General features: G+C 73.5%; 20 protein-coding genes. 11 read left to right on the top strand and 9 right to left on the bottom strand.

Annotated elements, in window-relative coordinates; genetic code table 11:
* Nucleotides 1–45: 45 nt before the first annotated feature.
* Nucleotides 46–555 carry a MarR family winged helix-turn-helix transcriptional regulator gene (locus tag IAG43_RS22105; RefSeq protein WP_187742435.1) on the bottom strand — a complete coding sequence of 170 codons (510 nt, stop codon included), beginning with the start codon at nucleotides 553–555 and terminating at the stop codon, nucleotides 46–48.
* Nucleotides 556–564: 9 nt separating this feature from the next.
* Nucleotides 565–1,845: an MFS transporter gene (locus IAG43_RS22100; protein WP_187742434.1), complete on the bottom strand. Its 1,281-nt coding sequence runs from the start codon at nucleotides 1,843–1,845 to the stop codon at nucleotides 565–567.
* 74 nt (nucleotides 1,846–1,919) lie between these two features.
* Here IAG43_RS22100 and IAG43_RS22095 point away from each other — a divergent pair, with 74 nt between their 5' ends.
* Entirely contained in the window at nucleotides 1,920–2,909 is a 990-nt protein-coding gene (locus IAG43_RS22095) for an ArsR/SmtB family transcription factor (RefSeq protein ID WP_187742433.1), read from the top strand.
* A 205-nt stretch (nucleotides 2,910–3,114) separates the two neighbouring features.
* Here IAG43_RS22095 and IAG43_RS22090 read toward each other — a convergent pair whose 3' ends face one another.
* Both IAG43_RS22090 and IAG43_RS22085 read right to left on the bottom strand, forming a co-directional pair.
* Nucleotides 3,115–3,408, bottom strand: coding sequence for an MTH1187 family thiamine-binding protein (locus tag IAG43_RS22090; RefSeq protein WP_187742432.1), 294 nt, complete (start codon nucleotides 3,406–3,408; stop codon nucleotides 3,115–3,117).
* Nucleotides 3,405–3,749 (bottom strand): DUF3817 domain-containing protein, encoded by a 345-nt coding sequence (locus IAG43_RS22085; RefSeq protein ID WP_187742431.1) that lies wholly within the window; start codon nucleotides 3,747–3,749, stop codon nucleotides 3,405–3,407. Before IAG43_RS22085 ends, IAG43_RS22090 begins: the two co-directional genes overlap by 4 nt.
* A 169-nt stretch (nucleotides 3,750–3,918) precedes the next feature.
* Between IAG43_RS22085 and IAG43_RS22080 the strand changes: the two genes are divergently transcribed.
* The 4 genes from IAG43_RS22080 (at nucleotide 3,919) to IAG43_RS22065 (ending at nucleotide 6,591) form a co-directional block, all read left to right on the top strand.
* Entirely contained in the window at nucleotides 3,919–4,557 is a 639-nt protein-coding gene (locus IAG43_RS22080; protein WP_187742430.1) for an AIM24 family protein, read from the top strand.
* The gene (locus tag IAG43_RS22075; protein ID WP_187742429.1) at nucleotides 4,557–5,207 is read left to right on the top strand and encodes an AIM24 family protein; all 651 of its coding nucleotides are present in this window, start codon (nucleotides 4,557–4,559) and stop codon (nucleotides 5,205–5,207) included. Before IAG43_RS22080 ends, IAG43_RS22075 begins: the two co-directional genes overlap by 1 nt.
* Entirely contained in the window at nucleotides 5,204–5,989 is a 786-nt protein-coding gene (locus tag IAG43_RS22070; RefSeq protein WP_187742428.1) for an AIM24 family protein, read from the top strand. The genes IAG43_RS22075 and IAG43_RS22070 overlap by 4 nt, the downstream gene beginning before the upstream one ends.
* 125 nt (nucleotides 5,990–6,114) lie before the next feature.
* Nucleotides 6,115–6,591: a MarR family winged helix-turn-helix transcriptional regulator gene (locus IAG43_RS22065; protein WP_187742427.1), complete on the top strand. Its 477-nt coding sequence runs from the start codon at nucleotides 6,115–6,117 to the stop codon at nucleotides 6,589–6,591.
* A 63-nt stretch (nucleotides 6,592–6,654) separates the two neighbouring features.
* Here the strand turns inward: IAG43_RS22065 and IAG43_RS22060 are convergent, their stop codons facing one another.
* The 3 genes from IAG43_RS22060 to IAG43_RS22050 all read right to left on the bottom strand — a co-directional run bounded on the left by IAG43_RS22060 (nucleotide 6,655) and on the right by IAG43_RS22050 (nucleotide 10,253).
* The gene (locus IAG43_RS22060) at nucleotides 6,655–7,965 is read right to left on the bottom strand and encodes a sulfite oxidase (RefSeq protein ID WP_187742426.1); all 1,311 of its coding nucleotides are present in this window, start codon (nucleotides 7,963–7,965) and stop codon (nucleotides 6,655–6,657) included.
* 213 nt (nucleotides 7,966–8,178) lie between these two features.
* On the bottom strand, nucleotides 8,179–9,591 hold the full coding sequence (locus IAG43_RS22055; protein ID WP_187742425.1) for a sensor histidine kinase: 1,413 nt from the start codon (nucleotides 9,589–9,591) through the stop codon (nucleotides 8,179–8,181).
* Nucleotides 9,588–10,253 (bottom strand): response regulator transcription factor, encoded by a 666-nt coding sequence (locus tag IAG43_RS22050; protein WP_187742424.1) that lies wholly within the window; start codon nucleotides 10,251–10,253, stop codon nucleotides 9,588–9,590. Before IAG43_RS22050 ends, IAG43_RS22055 begins: the two co-directional genes overlap by 4 nt.
* Before the next feature lie 118 nt (nucleotides 10,254–10,371).
* Here IAG43_RS22050 and IAG43_RS22045 point away from each other — a divergent pair, with 118 nt between their 5' ends.
* Nucleotides 10,372–11,016, top strand: a complete 645-nt coding sequence (locus IAG43_RS22045) for a PepSY domain-containing protein (protein ID WP_187742423.1) — start codon at nucleotides 10,372–10,374, stop codon at nucleotides 11,014–11,016.
* Nucleotides 11,017–11,426: 410 nt separating this feature from the next.
* On the opposite strand, the gene meaB is transcribed toward IAG43_RS22045, so the two are convergent.
* A complete protein-coding gene (meaB, locus tag IAG43_RS22040) occupies nucleotides 11,427–12,383 on the bottom strand; it encodes a methylmalonyl Co-A mutase-associated GTPase MeaB (RefSeq protein WP_187742422.1) in 957 nt (318 codons plus the stop codon).
* Between the two features lie 29 nt (nucleotides 12,384–12,412).
* Nucleotides 12,413–13,615 carry an acetyl-CoA C-acetyltransferase gene (locus IAG43_RS22035; RefSeq protein ID WP_187742421.1) on the bottom strand — a complete coding sequence of 401 codons (1,203 nt, stop codon included), beginning with the start codon at nucleotides 13,613–13,615 and terminating at the stop codon, nucleotides 12,413–12,415.
* A gap of 143 nt (nucleotides 13,616–13,758) precedes the next feature.
* On the opposite strand from IAG43_RS22035, the gene mce reads away from it, so the two are divergent.
* The 5 genes from mce (at nucleotide 13,759) to IAG43_RS22010 (ending at nucleotide 21,445) form a co-directional block, all read left to right on the top strand.
* Nucleotides 13,759–14,187 (top strand): methylmalonyl-CoA epimerase, encoded by a 429-nt coding sequence (gene mce / locus IAG43_RS22030; RefSeq protein ID WP_187742420.1) that lies wholly within the window; start codon nucleotides 13,759–13,761, stop codon nucleotides 14,185–14,187.
* Between the two features lie 166 nt (nucleotides 14,188–14,353).
* Nucleotides 14,354–18,325 (top strand): polarized growth protein Scy, encoded by a 3,972-nt coding sequence (gene scy, locus IAG43_RS22025; RefSeq protein WP_187742419.1) that lies wholly within the window; start codon nucleotides 14,354–14,356, stop codon nucleotides 18,323–18,325.
* Between the two features lie 114 nt (nucleotides 18,326–18,439).
* Nucleotides 18,440–19,378 (top strand): coiled-coil domain-containing protein, encoded by a 939-nt coding sequence (locus IAG43_RS22020; RefSeq protein WP_187742418.1) that lies wholly within the window; start codon nucleotides 18,440–18,442, stop codon nucleotides 19,376–19,378.
* A 303-nt stretch (nucleotides 19,379–19,681) separates the two neighbouring features.
* On the top strand, nucleotides 19,682–20,662 hold the full coding sequence (locus IAG43_RS22015) for an ABC transporter ATP-binding protein (protein WP_187742417.1): 981 nt from the start codon (nucleotides 19,682–19,684) through the stop codon (nucleotides 20,660–20,662).
* A gap of 3 nt (nucleotides 20,663–20,665) precedes the next feature.
* The gene (locus tag IAG43_RS22010) at nucleotides 20,666–21,445 is read left to right on the top strand and encodes an ABC transporter permease (protein WP_187742416.1); all 780 of its coding nucleotides are present in this window, start codon (nucleotides 20,666–20,668) and stop codon (nucleotides 21,443–21,445) included.
* Nucleotides 21,446–21,555: the final 110 nt, after the last annotated feature.

The following is a 21,555-nucleotide window of genomic DNA, read 5'->3' as shown; positions in this document are numbered from 1 at the left end:
GCCCGGCCCGGGGCGGGCCCGGCCGGACGCGAGGCGCCCGGCGGCTCAGATCTCGTCGAAGTCGTGGGCGGCCACCCGCAGGGGCCGCAGCATCGCGAAGATCTCGGCGCACTCGTCCTCGTCGTACGTGCCGAGGCCGAAGTCCATGCCCATCAGGTCGCGGGTGGCGGCCTCCACCACCTCGCGCCCCTTGTCCGTGATGGAGGCGAGGGTGCCGCGTCCGTCGTTCGGGTTGGGGCGCTTGGCGACCAGACCGGAGCGGACCAGCCGGTCGACGGTGTTGGTGACCGAGGTCGGGTGCACCATCAGCCGCTCGCCGATCTTGGACATGGGCAGCTCGCCCGCCTTGGAGAAGGTGAGCAGCACCAGCGCCTCGTAGCGGGCGAAGGTCAGGCCGTACGGCTTGACGACCGCGTCCACCTCGGAGAGCAGGATCTGGTGCGCCCGCATGATCGAGGTGATCGCCGCCATCGAGGGCACGGGCCCCCATCGCTGCTTCCAGAGCTCGTCGGCCCGGGCGATGGGATCGAAGGAGAGACTGAGCGGCTTCGGCACGGCACGACCTTACCTACTGGTCACATCGTGGTCAGCCCCGTCTCGCGCCTCGGTCCGGGCGGGCCCGCCGGGGCCCACGCCGTGCCGCCGGGCACGGACCACCGTCACCGCGCAGCACGCGGTCCCGAGGACACCGGCGCCCGCCACCACGTGATGCACGGGCCAGAACTCGGCCGCGAGTCCCGCGAGCGCCATGCCCACACCCTGCGCCGTCATCAGCCCCGCGGTCATCAGGGTCATCGCCCGCCCGCGCAGTTCCTCGGGCACCGCCTCGACGAACCAGCGGTCGAGACCGATGAGACCGGCCGCGCTCACCCCGCTCAGCACCAGGAGCAGCAGCGCCCAGCCGAGGCCAGGGAGGAGCGCGTACCCGGCCAGCGGTACCAGCCCGAAGGCGGCGAGCGGCAGCACGATCCGGTCGCGGACGCGGGGACTCAGCCGGGACCCCGCGTACAGCTCGGCGCCCACGTGGCCGGCGGCCATGGCGCTCATCATCAGCCCGACCGCGGCGGGGCCCGTGCCGAGCGCGTCGGCGTAGGGGGCGGCGAGCGCCTCCGGGGCGACGACGAAGAGCGCGGGGAGCCAGAAGAGCAGCATCAGCACCCGGACCCGGGGGTCGGCGAGGAGCACCCGGGCGGCGGCCAGCGAATCGGCGGTCGCCCCGGTCGGTCCGGCGGCGGCGCGGGCGGGCCGCGCCCGGGTGCCGTACCGCAGCAGCAGCGCCGAGGCCAGGAAGGTCAGCACGGTGAGGCTGATCGCGCCGCGCGGTGACACGAAGGCGAGGAGCAGTCCGCCGGCACCGAATCCGGCGAACATCGCACTCTGGGAGACGATCCGCAGCAGGGAGCGTCCGAGGACGTAGAGCTCGCCCTCCCCGAGGATGTCCGTGAGGGCGGCTGCCCTGGTCCCGGTGAAGACGGGCGCGACGGCGGCGAGGGCGCAGCGCAGGACGAGCAGGACCGCGACCGGCGTGCCGGGCAGGGCCATGAGGAGCGCGCACGCCGCGCACACCAGGTCGCACAGGACGAGCACCCGGCGCGCGGGGTGGCGGTCGGCCACCGAGGAGAGCAGCGTCCCGCCGACCGCGTAGGGGAGGAAGCCCAGCGCGAAGGTGAGCGCGCCGAGCAGCGGGGAACCGGTGAGTCCGTAGACGAGGACGGTGAGCGAGATCTCGGCCGTGACGACGCCCAGGAGGGAGAGCAGATGGGCGGCGAAGACGGCGCGGAACTCGCGGACGCGGAACACGGTCCGGTAGCCGGAGCGGTCCGGCGCCTGCTGGCGGCTTGGCATGGGGACAGCGTGCCGACGCCGGCGACGGGTCCCTAGACTTTCGTCCCCAGCCGAATCACCGCTCGGGGGGCCGGATGCCGTTCCAACTGCTGCTCGACGAACAGGACCTGCTGCGCTGCCGGTTCGCCGTCTCCCCGCTGTGGGAGACGCAGGAGGCGGTGCGGACCCTGGACCGGCCCCGCCGCCACGGCTACCACCTGCCCTGGCTGCGGCGCATCAGGGAGGCCGCGGCCGGGCTCGACCTGCGCCCGCTGTGGACGCTGATGCCGGACGGCGGCCACAACCCCGACTTCTTCTGCCCCATGCCGCGCGGGCCGGTGGCGTCGTTCGAGGAGGAGATCGCGCGGGTGCGGGCCACGCCCGCCGAGGCCGCCCTGGCGGACATCGGGGCGGCGCTCGACTCCGTCCCCGGGCGGCGCGACAGCCCGGCGGGGCGCGACCTGCTCGCCGACCCGGCCCGCACGGTCCGCAGGACGGCGGACCTCCTCGAACAGGCCTGGCACACCCTGGTCGAGCCGGAGTGGCCCCGGCTGCGCACCCTGCTGGAGGCGGACGTGGCCTACCACTCCCGACGGCTCGCCGAGGGCGGCTTCGCGCAACTGGTGGGCGAGTTGAGTCCGCGGCTGACCTGGGAGGACTCCACCCTGACCATCGGCGGCATGCGCGGCGACCACAGCCGGGTCCTCGGCGGCACCGGTCTGGTGCTGATGCCGAGCGTGTTCTGCTGGCCGGACGTGATCAGCGGGTACGAGCCGCCCTGGCAGCCGGCCGTGATCTACCCGGTGCGCGGGATCGGCGGGCTGTGGACCCGCCCCGCCGGCAGCACTCCGGCGGCGCTCGGCGCGCTGCTGGGCCGGGTGCGCGCCGGGGTTCTCTGCGCCCTGGACGAGCCGGCCGGGACGACGGTGCTGGCCCGCCGCCTCTCGCTGGCGCCGTCGTCGGTGTCGGCGCATCTCGCGGTGCTGCGGGACGCGGGGCTGCTCACCTCCCGCCGCTACGGCCACCAGGTGCTGTACGAGCGCACCCCGCTCGGCACCGCCCTCGCCGCCTCCCCGCAGGAGTGAGGCCCGGCGGCGGGACCGGTCGTCCGCGCGGCGGCGCCGGGTGGGGGACGGAGCGTTCGGGGCCGGGGTGCTCCGGCCCGGGTTGCTCCGGCCCGGGGTCCGGGTCCGGCACGGCTCCGGGTCCGGCACGGCTCCGGACGCGTTCCCGGACGCCGGAGAGCCCCCGGCCGCGGGGGGCCGGGGGCTCTCGGGGCGGTGGCCGGGGTCAGCCGCCGAGGTGGCGTTCCACCGTCTCGACCTTGGCGGTGAGGCCGTCCGTGACACCGGGGCGGATGTCCGCCTTCAGCACGAGCGAGACCCGGGGCGCGCGGGCCTCGACGGCGGCGACGGCCCGCTTCACGACGTCCATCACCTCGTCCCACTCCCCCTCGACGGAGGTGAACATCGCGTCGGTGCGGTTCGGCAGCCCGGACTCGCGGACGACGCGTACGGCGTCGGCCACATACGCGCCGACGTCCTCGCCCACCCCGAGCGGTGTGACGGAGAAGGCGACGATCACGCGTTCACCGTGCCCTCGGCGCGGGCGCGGGAGGCGATGACGGCGTCGGCGGCCTCGCGCTTGAGACGGCGCTCGGCGAAGAAGCCGCCGAGGGGCAGGACGGACATCGCGAAGTAGAAGGCGGCGGTGCCGATGCCCCACTTGGTGCGGTTCCAGGCGTCCAGCCAGAAGAGGACGTAGACGACGAAGAGGAAGCCGTGGATCGCACCCATGACCGGGACCGCGTTGAAGTCCGTGGTGCGCTTGAGCACCGAGCAGACGAGCAGGAGGAGGAACGACACCGCTTCCGGCGCCGAGACCAGGCGGAGGCGGTGGAGGGAGGATGCGGTCTTGATGTCCACGTGAGGCACCTTCGACGTCGGGGTGGGCATGACGGGGCCGGCGATCTTGTGAACGGATGCACAAGCGCCGGACCCATTGTGGCAGCCTTCTTTGCCAAGCCTTTGTCAGGGTCCGGATCCTCCTCAAGGGCCCTGTCCGGGGGCGGGATGACCCGTTAACGTCCTGTCCGTGGCAACGTTCCGGCTCCAGGGGAGCAAGGTGCTCGCCGTCGACATGACGGGCGACACCGTGAAAGCGAAGAACGGCTCGATGGTCGCCTACGACGGCCAGATGGCGTTCAAGAAGATGACCGGCGGCGGCGAGGGCCTGCGCGGCATGGTCACCCGGCGGCTCACGGGCGAGCAGATGACCGTGATGGAGGTGAAGGGGCAGGGCACCTGCTGGTTCGCCGACCGGGCGAGCGAGATCAGCCTGGTGCACCTGCGGGGCGAGACCCTCTACGTCGAGTCCAGCAACCTGCTGTGCACCGACGCCGGACTGCGCACGGGCACCACGTTCACCGGTCTGCGGGGGGCCTCCCAGGGCAACGGCCTGTTCACCACGACCGTGGAGGGCAGCGGCCAGGCCGCGATCATGTCCGACGGGCCCGCGGTGGTGCTGCGGGTCACCCCGCAGTACCCGCTCTCCGTGGACCCCGGCGCCTACATCGCCCACCAGGGCGACCTGCGCCAGGACTTCCAGTCGGGTGTGACCTTCCGCACCTTCCTCGGCGAGGGCGGCGGCGAGGCGTTCCAGATCCGCTTCGAGGGCGACGGGCTGGTCTACGTGCAGCCGAGCGAGCGCAACACGGTGGGGGGCGACGTCTGATGCCGTTCCGCGAGGTGAACTCCCGGGTGGTCGAGGCCGTGATCGCGCCGGGGCAGAAGATGTTCTCCCAGCGGGGCGCGATGCTCGCGTACCGCGGCGAGGTCTCGTTCACGCCCAATGTGCAGGGCGGTCAGGGCGGGGTGATGTCCATGATCGGCCGCCGGGTGGCGAACGAGGCGACGCCCCTGATGACCGTCGAGGGCGACGGCACGGTCATGTTCGGCCACGGCGGACACCACATCCAGGTGATCCAGCTCTCCGGCGACACCCTCTACGTCGAGGCCGACCGGCTGCTGGCCTTCGACGGCACCCTGACGCAGGGCACGATGTTCATGGGCTCGCAGGGCGGGGTCATGGGCATGGTGCGGGGGCAGGTCACCGGCCAGGGCCTGTTCACCACGACGCTCAAGGGCCACGGGGCCGTGGCCGTGATGGCCCACGGCGGAGTGATCGAACTGCCCGTCACCCCGGGCCGGGCGGTCCACGTCGACCCGCAGGCGTACGTCGCGCACCACGGCGACGTGCGCAACAAGCTCTCCACCGCGCTCGGCTGGCGCGACATGGTGGGGCGCGGCTCGGGCGAGGCGTTCCAGCTGGAGCTGAGCGGCAGTGGTGCGGTCTACGTCCAGGCCTCGGAGGAGAAGCTGTGAGCACGCCCGTCATCCACGACCCCACGACCCTGCCGAGCGACGACAACGTCGACGCGTACACCTTCTGCGTGGAGCTCAAGGGAAGCCCCTGGTTCCTGCAGAAGGGCAAGATGATCGCCTACTACGGGCGCATCGAGTTCAACGGGATCGGCCACGGACGGCTCGACCGCCTGCGCCGGTCGTCCTTCCACTCGCCGCTGCACGCGGGCGACTGGGTGGTCGCCGAGGGCAGCGGCAAGATGCTCCTCGCGGACCGCGCCTTCGATGTGAACTCCTTCGACCTCGACGAGGGCAACCTGACGATCCGCGCCGGGAACCTGCTCGCGTACCAGCCGTCGCTGGCGCTGAAGCAGTCGATCGTGCCGGGCTTCCTGACGCTCATCGGCACCGGGAAGTTCGTGGCCGCGTCCAACGGGCCGGTGGTGTTCATGGAACCCCCCGTGCGGGTGGATCCGCAGGCGCTGGTGGGCTGGGCGGACTGTCCCTCCCCCTGCCACCACTACGACCACGGGTACATGTCCGGCGTGATGGGCGGGCTGCGCGCGCTCACCGGCGTCGGCGGGGCGTCCGGCGAGGAGCACCAGTTCGAGTTCGTCGGCGCCGGCACGGTGCTGCTGCAGTCGAGCGAGATGCTGATGCCCGAGGTGGCGACCGGCACGGTGGGCGGCGGGGCGGGCGTCCCCGGGGCGAACCACGGAGTGCCGGGCGGCGGCGGGCAGCCCGGCGGCGCACCGCGCCTTCCCGGCCAGCTCGGCGACCTCCAGCGTCGCTTCGGCCTGTGAGCGGTAGTCTGCGGAGTGTGACGTCGAACGTCTGCGCCCCTGACGCGCACGCTTGCGCGCGGGGTACCGGACGTCACACCCCCCAACTTCGTCTGTATTTCAACTTCTTAGGATAGTATCTCTATATGGAGACCGAAACGGCCACGCGCTGGCTGACCGACGAAGAACAGTGCACCTGGCGCACGCACCTGGAAGTCAACAAGCTGCTGATGCACCAGCTCGAGAAGGACCTCCAGCCGTTCGGACTGACCAACAACGACTACGAGATCCTGGTCAACCTCTCCGAGTCGCCCGAGCGGCGCATGCGGATGAGCGACCTGGCCGCGGCGACGCTCCAGTCCAAGAGCCGCCTCTCCCACCAGATCACCCGCATGGAGACCGCCGGACTCGTCCGGCGCGAGAACTGCGAGTCCGACCGCCGCGGCCTGTACGCGGTGCTCACCGACGACGGCGTCGACACGATGCGCAAGGTGGCGCCGCACCACGTCGCCTCCGTGCGCAAGCACTTCATCGACATGATGTCGCCCGAGGCGCTCGCCGAGCTCCGCGCCTCCCTCACGCCCGTCGCCGAGCACCTGCGGGGCAGGCGCGGCAAGCTCTGAGCGGCACGGCCGCACCGCGGCCCGCCCTGCGGGACGTCCGCAGGGCGGCGGCCGGCATCCGGGTCAGACCACGGTCACCGGGTGCCGGACCACCGCGTCGAAGAGATAGCCCTGGGTGTTGTGCGCCGACGCCTCCGGCTGGGTCCGCCCCGCCCGGTCGGCCGCCCTGGCCAGCAGCACCGCCGGCCCCGGGGCCGGCGGCACCCAGGTCGCCGACCAGCGGACCCAGCTGCCCGGACGCGGCACGTCGTGCAGGCGCGCCCGCCGCCAGCGGACCCCGCCGTCCGTGCTGATCTCCACCTCGCGCACCGGCGCCGCCCCCGACCAGGAGCGTCCGGTGAGGAGCACCGGCCGCCGCGCCGGAAGCGTCGCGTCCCGGTCCAGTTCGAAGGCGCTCTTCAGCGTCTGCCGGGTGAGCGGCGCACTGCCCCCGGGCGGGTGGTCCGGGCCGAACAGCCGGTACATGTCGGTGTTCCACGGCGAGTACAGCGGCGCGTCGCCGACCTCGATGTCGCCGAGCCACTTCACCGACGAGATGCCGACCCAGCCCGGCACGACCAGGCGCACGGGGTACCCGTGGTCGGGCGGCAGCGGCTCACCGTTCATCTCGTACGCCACCAGCACGTCGTCCATCGCCTTGGCGATCGGCAGCGGACGGCGGACACGGCCCAGGTTCACGCCCGCGCTCACGACCTCGTCGTCGAGACCGCGCGGCAGGACGTCGACGGCGTGCCGCGACACCCCGGCCCGGCGCAGCACCTCGCCCAGGCGCACACCGCGCCACCGGGCGACACCGATCGCGCCCAGCGTCCACGCCGTCCCGCTGACCGGCTGCCCCTGCTGGGTCGCGTAGAAGCTGCGGCCGTTGCCCGCGCACTCGACGAAGGCGGTCGCGGTGGTGGCGGGCAGCGCCCTCAGGTCGTCGTACGAGAAGCGGACCGGGCCGCCGCCGAGGCCGCTCCCCCACACCGTCAGCTCCCACCCCTGCGCGTCGATGCGGGGCGTGGAGGTGTGGTTGCGGACGAAGAAGCGGTCGGCCGGGGTGAGCACACCCGTGCCGCGCAGCGACGAGAACACCGTCTCCGCGTTGGTGCCGCGCACCGTGAACAGCTCCGGCGGCAGCGGTTTGACGATGCCCGGGGCGGCGGCGGACACCGTCCGCGCCCCGGCGGCCGGCGCCTCGCGCGCCCCGGCGGAGGCGGGGCCCGCGGCAGAGGCGCTGCCCGCCGCCGCGAACGGGGCGGCGGCCCCGGCGGCGGCCAGCAGCCCGAGCATGTCGCGCCGCTTCAGCCCGGCGGTGCGTGCCTCGCCCCGCACCCACTGGCGCAGCCTCCTGCGGTCGTAGGCGGACTCCGACAGGGCGTGGTGGGCCATGGTCGCTCCTCGGTCGCGTGCACGGACGGCGCGGCCGGCGCGTGCGCTCCCGGCGGCCGACACCGGACGCTAGACGCGGCCCCCGCGGGGCGGAAGACGTCCCCGGCGGTTCGCCAGAAGACTGCAACACCCCCGCAACACACGGGCTCCCACCAGGGCTGCCACCACGGCCTCCGCCATGCCGCGCGCCCGCCGCGGACCGCCGGGACGGCCTCAGCCGGCGGCCGGCAGACGCAGCTCGAAGAGCGCGCCGCCGCGCGGCGACGACCCCACGGTGAGCGTCCCCCCGTGCCTCCTGGCCACGTCCCGGGCGATCGCGAGACCGAGCCCGGCGCCGCCGTCGTCGCGGGTGCGGGCGTCGTCGAGGCGCACGAAGCGTTCGAAGATGCGCTCCCGCTCCGCCTCGGGCACCCCCTCGCCGTCGTCGGCCACGGTCAGCACGACCTGGCCCCGCTCCGGGCGGACGGCGGCGGTCACCTCCGTGGCCGCGTGGCGCTGGGCGTTGTCCAGCAGGTTGCCCACCACCCGGGCCAACTGCCCGCGCGCTCCGCTCACGTCGAGCCCGTCCCCGGCGTCGACCGAGACGGTGACCCGGTCGCCCGACCGCTGGGCCACCTCCTCGCGGAGCAGCCGCCCCATGTCCACGGCGGTGCCCCCTGGCCGCTCCCCCGCGTCCAGGCGGGCCAGCAGCAGCAGGTCGGCGGCCAGCTGCTGGAGCCGTACGGTGTCCTCCACCGCTCCCGGCACGTCCAGCAGCTCGGGGTGGGCCGCGCCCACCTCCAGCTGGGTGCGCAGGGACGCGATCGGGCTGCGCAGTTCGTGCGACGCGTCGGCCACGAACCGCCGCTGCCGCTCCACCGACGCCTCCAGGGCGGCCAGCGTCTCGTTGGTCGTCCGGGCCAGCCGGGCGACCTCGTCCCGCGACGCCGGTTCCGGCACCCGGCGCGAGAGGTCCTCGGAGGCGGTGATCGCCGCCATCTCGCTGCGGATGCCCTCCACCGGCCGCAGCGCCCGGCGGGTGACCAGCCAGGTGACCGAGCCGACGACCGCGAGCAGCACCGGCAGGCCCACGAGCATCGCGTCCCGGACCGTGCCGACCGCGTCCTGCTCGGTGGCCAGCGGGGCTCCGGCGTGCACCGTGTACGTCTGCCGCTCCCCGGACGTCACCTCCACGGAGGCGAACCGGTAGTCGGCCCGGTCCCCGTCGACCGTCGCGGCCCCCGACGAGAAGCGCGGCCCGTCGCCCGAGACCTCGCCGCGCGCCGGGTCGTCGTCGTCATCGTCGTCCTCGTCACCGGCGCTCCCGCCGGGCGGCGGACCCGGCTCCACCTCGGTGCTGGACGTCCCCGAGATCGCCTCCAGCTGATCGCTGACGGCCACGACGCGTCCGTCCTCGGCCACCACCTGCACGGGCCGCCGCTCGTCGTCCGGGAGTTCCAGCCGGCCGGGCGGCACATCGGTCGCCAGCTGCGCCGCGACGTCCCGGGCGACGACCTCGGCCTCCAGGTCCGTGCGGTCGATGAGGCTGGACCGCAGCGCGAGCAGCACCGCCGCGCCCGCCGCGATCAGCGCCACCGCGACGACCACGGTGGCGCCCGCGGCCGCCTTGGCCCGTACCGACCTCATGACGCCTCGACCAGCCGGTACCCGGCGCCCCGAACCGTCTGGATACGGCCGGCGCCGAGCTTGCGGCGCAGCGCGCTCACATAGACCTCGACGATGTTCGGGTCGCCCTCGTAGGCGAAGTCCCAGACGTGCTCCAGGATCTCCGGCTTGCCGACGACCTCCCCCGCGCGGTGCGCGAGCTGCTCCAGCACCGCGAACTCCTTGGTCGTCAGCGTCACTTCGGCCTCGCCGCAGTGCACCCTGCGCGCCGCCGTGTCCACCCGCAGGTCGCCGACGGCCAGCACCGGCGACCCGCCGGCCCGGCCCCGGCGCCGCAGCAGCGCCCGGATGCGCGCGAGGAGCACCACGTACGAGAAGGGCTTGGTCAGGTAGTCGTCCGCGCCGGTGTCGAGCCCTTCGGCCTCGTCGTACTCGCCGTCCTTGGCGGTCAGCATCAGGATCGGCATGTCGTGACCGGCGGCCCGCAGGGCCGCGCACACGCGGTAGCCGTTCATCCCGGGCAGCATGATGTCGAGCACGACCAGGTCGTGCACGCCCTCCGCCGCCCGGTGCAGGCCCTCCAGCCCGTCGTGGACGACATCCACGGCGAAACCCTCGGCGGTCAGGCCGGCGGCGAGGGACAGGGCGAGCCGCTTCTCGTCCTCCACGATCAACAACCTCATGAGGTCAGGGTCGCAAATCCCGGCTGAAGATCCCTTCAGCCGGCTTCAGGGTCGCTTCAGCCGCCCGGGGCAACAGTGTCCACCAGAACGACGACGGAACGATCCGGGAGGAACCCTCATGAAGCGCAAGCTGGTCGTCGCCACCCTCACGGCGGCGGTACTGGTCGGCGGCGGCGCGTACACGGCGGTCGCCGTGTCGGACGACGACGCGCCGCGGGTCACGAGCACGGGGACGGCGGCGGACGGTGACGCCCGCGACGACGACCGCGACGACGACCGGGCCGAGCAGGACGGTGCCCGCGACGACGACGACCGGGACGACGGCCGTGACGACCGCCCCGCGGCGTCCGGCGGCGTCACGGCGGCGCAGGCGGCGGCCGCCGCCCTCGCGAGGACTCCGGGCACGGTGGAGTCGGTCGACCTGGACGACGACGGCGACGGGCACTGGGAGGTCGAGGTCCTCGGACGCGACGACCGGGAGCACGAGCTGACCGTCGACGCCTCCGACGGCACGGTGCGGGTCGCCGGCAAGGACGACGACTCGGACGACTCCGACGACACGGGCGACCGCAAGGCGCTGCGCGACGCGAAGGTCGACGCGGGCGAGGCGATCGCCGCCGTGCTCAAGGCCCATCCGGACGCGAGGGTGGCGTCCGCGGACTTCGACGACGACGGGGATCGGTCCGACCACTGGGAGATCGAACTCCACGACGACCGCGAACTCCGCGTGGACGCCCGCACGGCCGCGGTCTCGACCGACTGACCCGCACCTGTCGGAGCACCCCGCTCCGCAAGACCGCGCGCGCGGGCCCCGGCAACCGGGCCACCTCGCTCCGCCCGGTGTCCTCGAACGCCGCCGACATCAGCCCCGCCGGCGATCGAGGCGCGGGGGCTCGGGGGCAGCGCCCCCGCGAAGACTTGCCGCCCACGGGAACGCAGACCCCGGGGCACGCGCCCCGGGAGACCTCGCGCCCGCGAGACCACGCGTGCGGGCCCCGGCCCCGGGCCACCTCGCTCCGCCCGGTGTCCTCGAACGCCGCCGACATCAGCCCCGCCGGCGATCGAGGCGCGGGGGCTCGGGGGCAGCGCCCCCGCAAACCCCCACCCGCAGGAGCACACGCACCGAGCCCCGCCCCGCGAAACCCCGCCCCCGCGCCCCCGCGGCACCCCCCGTCAGGAGGACGTCAGCCCCGCGACGAGTTCGTCCGCAGCCCGGTACGGGTCGAGTTCCCCCGCCACGATCCGCCCCGCCAGCGACCCCAGCCTCTGGTCCCCGTGGAGGTCGCCGATGCGTTCGCGCAGCGCGGTGACGGCGATGGTCTCGACCTCCGTGGCCGCCCGGCGGACCCGGCGCTCGGCGAGGACACCGTGCTCCTCCATCCAGGCGCGGTGCTTCTCCAGCGCCTCGACGACCTCGTCCACTCCCTCGCCCCGCGCGGCGACCGTCTTGACGATCGGCGGGCGCCAGTCCCCCGGCCCGCGGGCCTCGCCGAGGCCCAGCATGTGGTTGAGCTCGCGGGCCGTCGCGTCCGCACCGTCGCGGTCGGCCTTGTTGACGACGTAGACGTCGCCGATCTCCAGGATGCCCGCCTTGGCGGCCTGGATGCCGTCCCCCATGCCGGGCGCGAGCAGCACCACGGAGGTGTCGGCCTGGGAGGCGATCTCCACCTCCGACTGCCCCACGCCGACCGTCTCGACGATCACCACGTCGCATCCGGCGGCGTCCAGCACCCGGATCGCCTGGGGCGCGGCCCACGCGAGGCCGCCGAGGTGGCCTCGCGTGGCCATGGAGCGGATGTAGACGCCCGGGTCGGACGCGTGGTCCGACATCCGGACCCGGTCGCCGAGCAGCGCCCCGCCGGAGAACGGCGACGACGGGTCGACGGCGAGCACGCCGACCCGCTTGCCGGCCCGGCGGTAGGCCGTGACGAGCGCCGAGGTGGAGGTGGACTTGCCGACGCCGGGCGACCCGGTCAGACCGACGACGTACGCGCCGCCGGTCAGTGGCGCCAGCGCCGCCATCACCTCCCGCAGCTGCGGGGACGCCCCCTCGACAAGGGAGATCAGCCGGGCCACGGCCCGCGGCCTGCCCTCTCTCGCCTGGGCCACCAACTGGGGGACGTCCACCATGACGCAATCGCTCCTTGACTCGCCGGTACTTACTTGGCCGGGACGCGCACGATCAGCGCGTCGCCCTGACCGCCGCCGCCGCACAGCGCGGCCGCGCCGACGCCTCCGCCGCGGCGCCCCAGTTCCAGCGCCAGGTGGAGGACGACACGGGCGCCGGACATGCCGATGGGGTGGCCGAGGGCGATGGCGCCGCCGTTCACGTTCACCTTCTCCGGGGTGACGCCGAGGTCCTTCATCGACTGGTGGGCGACCGCGGCGAACGCCTCGTTGATCTCGATGAGGTCCAGGTCGCCGACCTGGAGCCCCTCCTTCTTCAGGGCGTGCGCGATGGCGTTGGACGGCTGCGACTGGAGCGAGTTGTCCGGGCCCGCGACGTTGCCGTGGGCGCCGATCTCGGCGATCCACTCCAGGCCGAGCTCCTCGGCCTTGGCCTTGCTCATCACGACCACGGCGGCGGCGCCGTCGGAGATCTGCGAGGAGGTGCCGGCGGTGATGGTGCCGTCCTTGGCGAAGGCGGGACGCAGCCTGCCCAGCGACTCGGCGGTGGTCTCCGCGCGGATGCCCTCGTCCTGGGAGAAGAGGACCGGGTCGCCCTTGCGCTGCGGGATCTCGACCGGGGTGATCTCGGCCTCGAAGATCCCGTTCTTCTGGGCGGCGGCGGCCCGCTGGTGGGAGAGGGCCGCGATCTCGTCCTGGACCTCGCGCGGGATGCCCAGGCGGGTGTTGTGCTTCTCGGTGGACTCGCCCATGGCGACGCCCTCGAAGGAGTCGGTGAGACCGTCGTGGGCCATGGCGTCGAGCATCTCGATCGCACCGTACTTGTATCCCTCGCGGGACTTCGGCAGCAGGTGCGGCGCGTTGGTCATGGACTCCTGACCGCCGGCCACGACCACGTCGAACTCGCCGGCGCGGATGAGCTGGTCCGCGAGCGCGATGGCGTCGAGGCCCGAGAGGCACACCTTGTTGATGGTGAGGGCGGGGACGTTCATCGGGATGCCGGCCTTGACCGCGGCCTGGCGCGCCGGGATCTGCCCGGCCCCGGCCTGGAGCACCTGGCCCATGATCACGTACTGCACCTGGTCGCCGCCGATGCCCGCCCGGTCGAGCGCGGCCTTGATCGCGAAGCCGCCGAGGTCGGCCCCGGAGAACGACTTCAGCGAGCCGAGCAGGCGGCCCATGGGCGTACGGGCGCCCGCGACGATCACGGAGGTGTTACCGGTCGTTTCAGACATGTGCACGATCCCCTTTCAGCCGCAGCTGAGGAGTGAACGAGGGTTTACTCAAATGTACTGAGCGGGGCTCATCCGGGTCACCGGCCCGCGGGTGTGACGGCGCGCACGTTGCGTAACCGGCCACCGGGCGCTGCACTTGGGGAATGCTGACGCGTATCGACCACATCGGGATCGCCTGTTTCGACCTCGACAAGACCGTGGAGTTCTACCGGGCGACGTACGGCTTCGAGGTGTACCACTCCGAGGTCAACGAGGAGCAGGGCGTCCGCGAGGCCATGCTCCGGATCAACGGGACCTCCGACGGCGGTGCCTCCTACCTCCAGCTCCTGGAGCCGACCCGGGAGGACTCCGCGGTGGGCAAGTGGCTGGCCAAGAACGGCGAGGGCGTCCACCACATCGCCTTCGGCACCGAGGACGTGGACGGGGACGCCGCGGACATCCGGGAGAAGGGTGTGCGGGTCCTGTACGACGAGCCGCGCACCGGCTCCATGGGCTCCCGGATCACCTTCCTGCACCCCAAGGACTGCCACGGCGTGCTGACCGAACTCGTCACCTCCGCGGCGGAGCACTGACCGACCCTTTCCCGGCCCGGTAGAGTGGGCCGTTCCGGGCCGGGGCCGGGTCGGGGCCGTGCCACGTCTCCGTCGTCGATCTGTCACCATTCCCCGGGGGGCCGTTCGCCGGGGAACGGTGCTCGTTTGGAGACAGTTGCGACCAGGGGACGGATGGGACCGCGCAGTGCGGGGCTACGAACGCCAGGAGAGCCACCGAGCTGACGACGACCACCTCTCGCGGTTCGAAGCCGAGATGGAACGGCTGAAGACCGAGCGGGAGAAGGCCGTCCAGCATGCCGAGGACCTCGGCTACCAGGTCGAGGTATTGCGTGCCAAGCTCCACGAGGCACGCCGCAACCTCGCCTCCCGCCCCTCGTACGACACCGGCGATCTCGGTTACCAGGCCGAGCAGTTGCTCCGGAACGCGCAGATCCAGGCGGACCAGCTCCGCTCGGACGCCGAGCGCGAACTGCGCGAGGCCCGCGCGCAGACCCAGCGCATCCTCCAGGAGCACGCCGAGCACCAGGCGCGTCTCCAGGCCGAGCTGCACGCCGAGGCCGTCCAGCGCCGCCAGCGTCTCGACCAGGAGCTGGCCGAACGCCGCCAGACCGTCGAGTCCCACGTCAACGAGAACGTCGCCTGGGCCGAGCAGCTGCGCGCCCGCACCGAGTCCCAGGCCCAGCGCCTGATCGACCAGTCCCGCGCCGAGGCCGAGCAGGCCCTGTCCGCGGCGCGCGCCGAGGCCGCCCGGGTCGCCGAGGAGAGCCGCCGGCGGCTCGGCAGCGAGGCGGAGGCCGCCCGCGCCGAGGCCGAGGCCCTCCTGCTGCGCGCCCGCAAGGACGCCGAGCGGCTGCTGAACGCCGCCTCCAGCCAGGCCCAGGAGGCCACCGCCCACGCCGAGCAGCTGCGCTCCTCGACGACCGCCGAGTCGGACCAGGCCCGCCAGCAGGCCGCCGAGCTCAGCCGCACCGCCGGAACCCGCCTCCAGGAGGCCGAGGACAGGCTCCGCGAGGCCCGGTCCGAGGCGGAGAAGCTGGTCTCGGAGGCGAAGGAGTCGGCCGCCAAGCAGCTCGCGTCGGCCGAGTCGGTCAACGAGGCGCGCACCCGCACCGCCAAGGCGGAGATCGCCCGCCTGGTCGCCGAGGCGACCAAGGAGGCCGAGACCCTCAAGACGGAGGCCGAGGCGGCGCTCGCGGACGCCCGCGCCGAGTCGGAGAAGCTGGTCGCCGCCGCGGGCGAGAAGGCGCGCACGGCGGCGGCGGAGGACTCCGCCGCCCAGCTCGCCAAGGCCGCCCGGACCGCCGAGGAGGTGCTGACCAAGGCGTCCGAGGACGCCAAGGCCACCACCAGGGCCGCCGGCGAGGAGGCGGAACGCATCCGGCGGGAGGCCGAGGCCGAGGCGGACCGGCTGCGCGGCGAGGCCGCCGAGCAGGCCGACCAGCTCAAGGGCGCCGCCAAGGACGACACCAAGGAGTACCGCGCCAAGACGGTCGAGCTCCAGGAGGAGGCCCGCAGGCTGCGCGGCGAGGCCGAGCAGCTGCGGGCCGAGGCGGTCGCCGAGGGCGAACGGATCCGGGGCGAGGCCCGGCGCGAGGCCGTCCAGCAGATCGAGGAGGCGGCCAGGACCGCCGAGGAACTGCTCACCAAGGCCCGCACCGACGCGGACGAGCTGCGGGCCAAGGCCGCCGGTGACAGCGAGAAGGTGCGCACCGAGGCCATCGAGCGGGCCACCACGCTGCGCAAGCAGGCCGAGGAGACCCTGGAGCGCACCCGCGCCGAGGCCGACCGGCTGCGGGCCGAGGCCGAGGAGCAGGCCGACGCGGTGCGCTCGGCCGCCGAGACCGCGGCGGGCGACCTGCGCGCGGAGACCGAGCGGGCGGTCGCCCAGCGGCACGAGGAGGCGGCCGGCGAGCTGACCCGGCTGCACAGCGAGGCCGAGAACCGCCTGGCGTCGGCCGAGGAGAACCTGGCCGAGGCGCGGGCCGAGGGCGAGCGGATCCGCCGCGAGGCCGCGGAGGAGACCGAGCGGCTGCGCACGGAGGCCGCCGAGCGGCTGCGCACGCTCCAGGAGCAGGCCGAGCAGGAGGCCGACCGGCTGCGCACGGAGGCCGCCGCCGACGCGTCCGCCTCCCGCGCGGAGGCCGAGGCGCTGGCCGTCCGGCTGCACAGCGACGCCGCGACCGAGGCCGAGCGGCTGAAGACCGAGGCGCAGGAGACCGCCGACCGGGTGCGGGCCGAGGCCGCCGCCGCCGCGGAACGCGTGGGGACCGAGGCCGCCGAGGCGCTCGCCGCCGCGCAGGAGGAGGCCGCCCGGCGCCGCAGGACCGCGGAGGAGACCCTCGATTCGGCGCGGGCCGAGGCCGGCGAGGAGCGCGAGCGGGCCCGGGAGCAGAGCGAGGAGCTGCTGGCGTCCGCCCGCAAGCGGGTCGAGGAGGCGCAGGCCGAGGCGCAGCGGCTCGTGGAGGAGGCGGACCGCCGGGCCACCGAGATGGTCGCCGCCGCCGAGCAGACCGCGCAGCAGGTCCGCGACTCCGTGAGCGGCCTCCAGGAGCAGGCCGAGCAGGAGATCACCGGCCTGCGCAGCGCGGCCGAGCACGCCGCCGAGCGCACCCGGGACGAGGCGCAGGAGGAGGCGGACCGGGTCCGCGCCGACGCCTACGCCGAGCGGGAGCGTGCCGCCGAGGACGCCTCCCGGCTGCGCGAGCGCGCGCAGGTGGAGACGGAGGCCGCGAAGGCGCTCGCCGAGCGCACGACGGCGGAGGCCGTCGCCGAGGCGGACCGGCTGCGGGCCGACACCGCGGAGTACGCCCAGCGGATGCGCACCGAGGCGTCGGACGCGGTGGCGGGGGCCGAGCAGGACGCCTCGCGCACCCGTGCCGAGGCCCGTGACGACGCCAACCGGATCCGCTCGGAGGCGGCCTCGCAGGCGGACGCGCTGATCGCCGAGGCGACCCGGGAGTCGGAGCGGCTGCACGCCGAGGCGGCCGAACTGCGGTCCACGGCGGACGCGGAGACCACCCGGCTGCTCACCGAGGCCGAGCAGATCAAGGCGGACGGCGAGGCCGAGGTCGAGCAGTTGCGCGCCGCGGTCCGGGCCGACCGGGAGCAGGTGCTGGACGAGGCACGCCAGGCCGCGGACAAGCGGCGTGCGGACGCGGCCGCCCAGGCCGACCAGCTGGTCGCCGAGGCGGCCGGCGAGGCCGAGCGGCTGCGCGCGGAGGCGTCGGAGACCGTCGGGTCGGCGCAGCAGGCGGCCGAGCGCATCGCCGCCGACGCGCGCCGGGTCAAGGCGGAGGGCGAGTCCGCCGCCGAGCAGATGCGCGCCGACGCCCGCGCCGAGGCGGACCGGCTGCTGGACGAGGCGCGCGAGGCGGCGGCCAAGCGCCGTGCCGACGCGGCCGAGCAGGCCGACCAGTTGATGGCGAAGGCCCAGGAGGAGGCGCTGCGCGCCGCGACCCGGGCCGAGGAGCAGGCGGACACCATGGTGGGCGCGGCCCGCAAGGAGGCCGAGCGGCTGGTCGCCGAGTCCACCGTGGAGGGCAACTCCCTGGTGGAGAAGGCCCGGACGGACGCCGACGAGCTGCTGGTCGGGGCGCGCCGGGACGCGACCGCCATAAGGGAGCGCGGCGAGGAGCTGCGGGCCCGGGTCGACGCCGAGATCGAGGAACTGCACACGCGGGCACGGCGCGAGACGGCCGAGCAGATGAAGACCGCCGGCGAGCGGGTCGACCATCTGGTCAAGGCAGCCGAGGAGCAGCGCGCCGAGGCGGAGGCCAAGGCCAAGGAGCTGGTCTCGGAGGCCGGTTCGGAGGCGAGCAAGGTGCGGATCGCCGCCGTGAAGAAGGCGGAGGCACTCCTGAAGGAGGCCGGGGCCAAGAAGGCGGAGCTGATCCGCGAGGCCGAGCGCGTCAAGGCGGAGGCCGAGCAGGAGGCCGAGCAGATGATCGCGGAGGGCAGGCGGGAGCTCGACGTGCTGGTCCGGCGCCGCGAGGACATCCAGGCGGAGATCTCACGTGTCCAGGACGTGTTGGAGGCGTTGGAGTCCTTCGAGGCTCCGACGGGGGGCAAGGCCCAGGGCGGCTCGGGCGCGGGGGGCGTCAAGGCGGGAGCGGCGGCGGGGGGCACTCGTTCGAGTGGCAAGTCGTCCGACGGCTAGCCACCCGAAAGGCTGGACATTCTCCAGATCAAACCGGCATCCGCTCGGTGACACGCCGCTTCGGCCCCTAGGATTCCCTCTAACACCTCACCGGTCTCTTTCGACAGGAACCCCATGAGCGACACTTCCTCCCCCTTCGGCTTCGAGCTCGTGCGGCGTGGTTACGACCGCGGTCAGGTGGACGACCGCATTACCAAACTCGTCGCCGACCGTGATAGTGCTCTGACCCGAATCACCTCTCTGGAAAAGCGCATCGAGGAGCTCCACCTCGAAACGCAGAACGCCCAGGCCCAGGTCAACGACGCCGAGCCGTCGTACGCCGGTCTCGGCGCGCGTGTCGAGAAGATCCTCCGCCTCGCCGAGGAGGAGGCGAAGGACCTGCGCGAGGAGGCCCGCCGCGCCGCCGAGCAGCACCGGGAGCTCGCCGAGTCCGCCGCCCAGCAGGTGCGCAACGACGCCGAGTCGTTCGCCGCCGACCGCAAGGCCAAGGCCGAGGACGAGGGCGTCCGGATCGTCGAGAAGGCCCAGGGCGAGGCGCAGACGCTGCGCAGCGACGCGCAGAAGGACGCACAGTCCAAGCGCGAGGAGGCGGACGCCCTCTTCGAGGAGACCCGCGCCAAGGCCGCCCAGGCCGCCGCGGACTTCGAGACCAACCTGGCCAAGCGCCGGGAGCAGTCGGAGCGCGACCTCGCCTCGCGTCAGGCCAAGGCGGAGAAGCGGCTGGCGGAGATCGAGCACCGCGCCGAGCAGCTCCGCCTGGAGGCGGAGAAGCTGCGGACGGACGCGGAGCGCCGTGCCCGCCAGACGGTGGAGACCGCCCAGCGCCAGGCCGAGGACATCGTCGCCGACGCGAACGCCAAGGCCGACCGGATCCGCAGCGAATCGGAGCGCGAGCTGGCGGCGCTCACCAACCGCCGCGACTCGATCAACGCCCAGCTGACCAACGTCCGCGAGATGCTGGCCACGCTGACCGGTGCGGCCGTGGCCGCGGCCGGCACCCCGGCGGACGACGAGCCGATCTCCCGCGGCGTCCCGGCGCAGCAGTCCCGCTGACGCGGCCCGCGCCCCCTCGGGGGTGCCGGGCGGACACCGGAGCCGGGCCCTGCGGCCCGGCCCTCCGGCGCCCGCCCACCGCACCGTCCGCGCACACCCCGTGCCCGGCGCCTCCCGAGGCGCCGGGCAAGGGGGTCCGCGGCCCTCACCCCGGCCGCACACAGGCCGCCGCGGGGCGGCCGGCCTCACCGGGCCGCGTGCGGCGGCACGTTGGCGAGCGGACCACCGGGACGACGCCGGATCGTCGTGTCCCGTTGGGCGAACCCGGTGGCGCGGCCCAGGCCGCCCCCGTAGCGTGAACGCATGATCGAGCTCGAGGGTCTCACCAAACATTTCGGCAAGAAGGTCGCGGTCGACAACCTCTCCTTCACGGTGCGCCCGGGGGTGGTGACCGGATTCCTCGGTCCCAACGGGGCGGGCAAGTCGACCACGATGCGCATGATGCTGGATCTGGACAACCCGACGCGGGGGACGGTCCGGATCGACGGCAGGCACTACCGGGAGCTCGACGAGCCGCTCAAGTACATCGGCGCGCTGCTCGACGCCAAGGCCATGCACGGCGGCCGCAGCGCGTACAACAACCTCCTCTGCCTCGCCCAGGCGAACCGCATCCCCGCGCGCAGGGTCGCGGAGGTGCTCGACGTTGTCGGTCTGACGGCGGTGGCGAAGAAGAAGTCCAAGGGATTCTCCCTTGGTATGGGCCAACGTCTGGGAATCGCCTCGGCGCTGCTCGGGGACCCCGAGATCCTCATGTTCGACGAGCCGGTGAACGGTCTCGACCCCGAGGGAATTCACTGGATCCGCAATCTGATGAAAGCCCTCGCACAGGAAGGGCGCACGATCTTCGTATCGTCCCATCTGATGAGCGAAATGGCCCTGACCGCCGACCACTTGATCGTCATCGGGCAGGGGAAGCTGCTCGCCGACACGTCGATGGCCGATTTCATTCAGAAGAACTCCCGGAGTTATGTGCGGCTGCGGACACCGCAGCGCGAACGCCTGCTCGACGTGCTGCACGGCGCCGGCATGGTCGCGGTCGAGTCCGGCAACGGCACCCTGGAGATCGACGGCGCCACGACCGAGGCACTCGGCGAGCTGGCCGCCGAGCACCGGATCACGCTGCACGAGCTGAGCGCCCAGCGCGCCTCGCTCGAAGAGGCCTTCATGCAGATGACCGCGAGCGCCGTGGAGTACCACGCGCACTCCACCCGCGACCTCCCCGGCGCACCCCCGCCCGCCGGTCCCGCCGCCCCGCAGTGGGCCCCGCGCAACGAGGGAGCCTGACCCATGGCATCCGTACCCGCCGTCCTCACCTCCGAGTGGACGAAGATCCGCACGGTCTCGTCGACGACCTGGACGCTGATCTGCGCGTTCGCCGTGACGCTGGCCATGGGCGCGGCGCTGAGCGCCCTGATGAACTCGACCTTCGACGACCTCAACGAGGCCGAGCGGCTCACCTTCGACCCGACGCTGATCAGCTTCTCGGGGATGATTCTCGGCCAGCTCGCCATGGTCGTCTTCGGCGTCCTCGTCGTCGGCACCGAGTACAGCTCCGGAATGATCCGCACCTCGCTCGCCGCCGTGCCGCAGCGCGCCACCTTCCTGTTCAGCAAGATCGCGGTGGCCGGTCTGCTGGCCCTGGTGGTCGGCATGATCACCAGCTTTCTGACCTTCTTCGCCGGCCAGGCACTGCTCGGCGAGCACCGTACGACCATCGGCGACGAGAACGTACTGCGCGCCGTCTTCGGCGGCGGCCTGTACATGGGCCTGATCGCGGTCTTCTCGATGGGCGTCGCGGCCATGCTGCGCAGCTCGATGCTGTCGCTCGGCATCCTGATGCCGTTCTTCTTCCTGGTCTCGCAGATCCTCAGCGCCGTCCCCGGCGCCAAGGACGTGGCGCTCTACTTCCCCGACCAGGCGGGCGCCAAGATCATGCAGGTGGTGCCGAACGCCCTGAACACCGACGAGGCGCCGTACGGCCCCTGGGGCGGGCTGGGCATCATGCTCCTGTGGGTGGCCGCCTCCCTCGTCGGCGGGTACCTGGTCCTGAAGAAGCGCGACGCCTGAGGCCCGCGGAACGCGCGGATCCGGGCACACGTCTTGGCTGGAACCGTCAAGGCCCGGATATCCTCCTAACTCTTACGGGGGCGTACGGCAGCACGGCCAGGGCCCCGACG

Origin of the sequence: Streptomyces genisteinicus (assembly GCF_014489615.1) — a bacterium.
GTDB lineage: Bacteria > Actinomycetota > Actinomycetes > Streptomycetales > Streptomycetaceae > Streptomyces > Streptomyces genisteinicus.
The sequence above is the reverse complement of the archived record's forward strand: the minus strand, read 5'-3'. Positions and strand labels throughout refer to the sequence as shown.

Bases quoted from the DNA above. Each gene is read 5' to 3' on its own strand.
- mce (WP_187742420.1), top strand. From the start codon at position 13,759: ATGCTGACGCGTATCGACCACATCGGGATCGCCTGTTTCGACCTCGAC.
- IAG43_RS22035 (WP_187742421.1), bottom strand. From the start codon at position 13,615: ATGTCTGAAACGACCGGTAACACCTCCGTGATCGTCGCGGGCGCCCGT.
- IAG43_RS22055 (WP_187742425.1), bottom strand. From the start codon at position 9,591: ATGAGGTCGGTACGGGCCAAGGCGGCCGCGGGCGCCACCGTGGTCGTC.
- IAG43_RS22020 (WP_187742418.1), top strand. From the start codon at position 18,440: ATGAGCGACACTTCCTCCCCCTTCGGCTTCGAGCTCGTGCGGCGTGGT.
- IAG43_RS22045 (WP_187742423.1), top strand. From the start codon at position 10,372: ATGAAGCGCAAGCTGGTCGTCGCCACCCTCACGGCGGCGGTACTGGTC.
- meaB (WP_187742422.1), bottom strand. From the start codon at position 12,383: ATGGTGGACGTCCCCCAGTTGGTGGCCCAGGCGAGAGAGGGCAGGCCG.
- IAG43_RS22050 (WP_187742424.1), bottom strand. From the start codon at position 10,253: ATGAGGTTGTTGATCGTGGAGGACGAGAAGCGGCTCGCCCTGTCCCTC.
- IAG43_RS22060 (WP_187742426.1), bottom strand. From the start codon at position 7,965: ATGGCCCACCACGCCCTGTCGGAGTCCGCCTACGACCGCAGGAGGCTG.
- IAG43_RS22075 (WP_187742429.1), top strand. From the start codon at position 4,557: ATGCCGTTCCGCGAGGTGAACTCCCGGGTGGTCGAGGCCGTGATCGCG.
- IAG43_RS22095 (WP_187742433.1), top strand. From the start codon at position 1,920: ATGCCGTTCCAACTGCTGCTCGACGAACAGGACCTGCTGCGCTGCCGG.
- IAG43_RS22010 (WP_187742416.1), top strand. From the start codon at position 20,666: ATGGCATCCGTACCCGCCGTCCTCACCTCCGAGTGGACGAAGATCCGC.
- IAG43_RS22065 (WP_187742427.1), top strand. From the start codon at position 6,115: ATGGAGACCGAAACGGCCACGCGCTGGCTGACCGACGAAGAACAGTGC.
- IAG43_RS22015 (WP_187742417.1), top strand. From the start codon at position 19,682: ATGATCGAGCTCGAGGGTCTCACCAAACATTTCGGCAAGAAGGTCGCG.
- IAG43_RS22100 (WP_187742434.1), bottom strand. From the start codon at position 1,845: ATGCCAAGCCGCCAGCAGGCGCCGGACCGCTCCGGCTACCGGACCGTG.